The 3149-nt window shown below is 66.6% G+C and carries 1 protein-coding gene and 2 pseudogenes; all 3 read right to left on the bottom strand.

Annotated features, from left to right (window positions below):
- A pseudogene (locus JCM9942_RS12860) lies at positions 1-775 on the bottom strand (quinone-dependent dihydroorotate dehydrogenase); the annotation flags it as partial.
- Between the two features lie 337 nt (positions 776-1112).
- Positions 1113-1399: pseudogene (locus JCM9942_RS12855) on the bottom strand (DUF4190 domain-containing protein).
- Positions 1400-1487: 88 nt separating this feature from the next.
- Entirely contained in the window at positions 1488-3020 is a 1533-nt protein-coding gene (gene amaB, locus JCM9942_RS12850) for an L-piperidine-6-carboxylate dehydrogenase (RefSeq protein ID WP_054660143.1), read from the bottom strand.
- Positions 3021-3149 lie beyond the last annotated feature (129 nt).

The raw sequence follows: 3149 nt of genomic DNA, 5'->3' as shown, positions 1-3149 counted from the left end.
AGCGGATCGGCTTCCACGCCTGCCCGGCCGATGGTGGTGTTGGTGGCGATCACGCCATCGACCTGCAGCTCGCCCAGTACCCGCGCCGCGCCATCGATGTCGCGGTCGCTCAGGTCCGGGGCGATCTTGACCAGCATCGGCACGCGCTTGCCGTGTTTGCCCGCCAGCTGTTCCTGCGCCTCGCGCAAACCGCCGACCAGTCGCCGCAGCGCCTGCTCCTCCTGCAGCTCGCGCAGCCCGGCGGTATTGGGCGAGGAAATATTGACGGTGATGTAGTCGGCCAGCGGATACACCTTCTCCATGCAGATCAGGTAGTCCGACAGCGCATCCTCGTTGGGGGTGTCCTTGTTCTTGCCGATGTTGATGCCCAGCGGGCCGGGACGGTGCCGGGTCTGCTCGACATTCCGCACCAGCGCATCCACACCGCGGTTGTTGAAGCCCATGCGGTTGATGATGGCGCCATGACGCGGCAGCCGGAACAGGCGCGGCTTCGGGTTGCCGGCCTGCGGACGTGGGGTGATGGTGCCGATCTCAACAAAGCCGAAGCCCAGCCCGAACAGCGCGTCGATATGTTCACCGTTCTTGTCCAGGCCGGCGGCCAGCCCCACCGGTTGGGAAACTCCAGCCCGAACACCTTGGTCGGCAGCGGCTTGACGCGGCCGGTGATCAGCGGCGTGGTGCCGGTGCGCCAGGCCAGATCCAGCGCGGACAGGCCAAGGCCATGGGCGCGCTCGGCGTCGAGGGAGAACAGGAACGGGCGGGCTAGTGAATACATAGGCTCAGTTCAACGTGCCGATGAAGGCGCGGGTTTGATATCCGATGGCGACCTTGCCATCCACGGCGGGATCGCCGCACAGCTGCCGCGATGCATCCCGCATGGGCATGTGACGGAAGAGCAGCACGAGGACATCCGCTGGCCCTGCAGCTTCCAAGGGGGCCGGTGCCGCAGCGCCCGGAGTGGCTCTGGCAGCGGCCACCGCTGCTTCCGCAGGAAGATCGGGCGCGCAAGACAACCCGTCCCGCAGTGCCGGCGGATATCCCCGCCGGTAGCGGAGAGGGGCCGCCGCCGTGTTGCCGAAGCGTTCGGTTGGAGCGGCCTGGCGCATGCCGTCTCAGGAATTCAGCGCGGCGATCCACGCCAGCCCGCCGAAGAACACGATGAAGGCAGGATGCCCAGCACCCACAGCGCCACCGACAGCCAGCCCAGTACCAGGCCGGTGACCGCCAGACCGTCGCCATCGAGCTGGCCGTTGCTGCGGCGGATCTCGCCGCGTGCCATATGGCCGAAGATGATCGCGCCCAAGCTGCCCAGGAAGGGCAGCAGGGTCCAGCCGAGGATGCCGGCCACCAGGCTGATCACCGCGTAACTGCTGGTCTGGCGGGGGGCGGGGATGCTCATCGCGAAACTCCATTTCAGATGTGGAAAGCGGACGGTGGAGCCGTCCGCGACAGGACCATGGCTCCCGCCAGGGCGGGAGCCATGTGCATCACAGGTCGAACTTGATGCCCTGGGCCAGCGGCAGCGAGTCGGAGTAGTTGATGGTGTTGGTCTGGCGACGCATATAGACCTTCCACGCATCCGAGCCGGACTCGCGACCACCGCCGGTGTCCTTCTCGCCGCCGAACGCACCGCCGATCTCGGCGCCGGAGGTGCCGATGTTGACGTTGGCGATGCCGCAGTCGCTGCCGGCCGCGGACAGGAACTTCTCGGCCGCCTTCAGGTTGGTCGTGAAGATCGACGAGGACAGGCCCTGCGGCACGCCGTTCTGCATGTCGATGGCTTCGTCCAGGGTGCTGTACTTCATCACGTACAGGATCGGCGCGAAGGTTTCGTGCTGGACGACCTCATCGCTGTTCTTCAGCCCGGTGACGATGGCCGGCAGCACGAAGTTGCCCGGGCGGTCGATCGCGGTGCCACCGGTTTCCACGGTGCCGCCAGCGGCCTTGGCCTTGGCGATAGCGGCCAGGAACTGCTGCACCGCTTCGGGGCTGTTGAGCGGGCCCATCAGGTTGGTCGCATCCAGCGGATCGCCGATCTTGCCCTCGACCTGCTTGTAGGCCTTGATCAGGGTGGCCAGCACGTTGTCGTAGATCGATTCGTGCACGATCAGGCGGCGGGTGGTGGTGCAGCGCTGGCCGGCGGTGCCGACCGCACCGAACACGATGCCCGGCACGGCCAGTTTCAGGTCGGCGGTTTCGTCCAGGATGATGGCGTTGTTGCCGCCCAGTTCCAGCAGGCTGCGGCCCAGGCGACGGGCGACGCGCTCACCGACGATGCGGCCGATGGCGGTCGAACCGGTGAAGCTGATCAGCGGAATGCGGCGGTCATCGACCAGTTTTTCCGACAGCGCGGTGCCGGCGTCGTTGATCAGGAAGAACAGGTCCGGGAAGCCGGCGTCCTTCAGGGCCTCGTTGCAGATCTTCATCGAGGCGATGGCGGTCAGCGGGGTCTTGTTGGACGGCTTCCAGATGCAGATGTCGCCGCAGATCGCCGCCAGGAACGAATTCCAGGCCCACACCGCGACCGGGAAGTTGAACGCCGAGATGATGCCGACCAGGCCCAGCGGCTGGTACTGCTCGTACATGCGGTGGCCCGGGCGCTCGGAGTGCATGGTGTAGCCGTACAGCATGCGGCTCTGGCCCAGCGCGAAGTCGGCGATGTCGATCATCTCCTGCACTTCGCCGTCGCCCTCGGGCTTGGACTTGCCCATTTCCAGCGCGACCAGTGAACCCAGTGCGTCCTTGTGCTTGCGCAGCGCCTCGCCGCACAGGCGCACGGCTTCGCCGCGGCGCGGGGCCGGGGTGGTGCGCCAGACCTTGAAGGCTTCCTGGGCGCGGGCGATCACGGTTTCGTAATCGGCCTCGGTGGTGGCCTGTACCTCGGCGATGACCTCGCCGGTGGTCGGGTTCTGCGGCTTGAGGACGCCCGCGCCGGTGGCGGCAGACCATTCCCCGTTGCCCAGATAGGTGCCCGCATTGGTGGCACCCAGACCCAAAGCCTTGAGAAGCTCGGAAGACATTCAAACTCCTGTTTCTTAACGTGATTTTGGTGCCGTCGGAGGGTGCTGCGGGGGCGACGGGATGAGCGGCACATAGTATCAGAGTGAACCGGTGGCCCTGCGCGGGCCGGATCCGGTGCGGGGGCGTTG

The sequence above is a fragment of the Stenotrophomonas pictorum JCM 9942 genome (genome assembly GCF_001310775.1).
Classification (GTDB): Bacteria; Pseudomonadota; Gammaproteobacteria; order Xanthomonadales; family Xanthomonadaceae; genus Stenotrophomonas; species Stenotrophomonas pictorum.
This window is presented reverse-complemented; position numbering and strand designations above follow the sequence as displayed.

Coding starts and splice junctions, on each gene's coding strand:
- amaB (WP_054660143.1), bottom strand. CDS start 3,020: ATGTCTTCCGAGCTTCTCAAGGCTTTGGGTCTGGGTGCCACCAATGCG.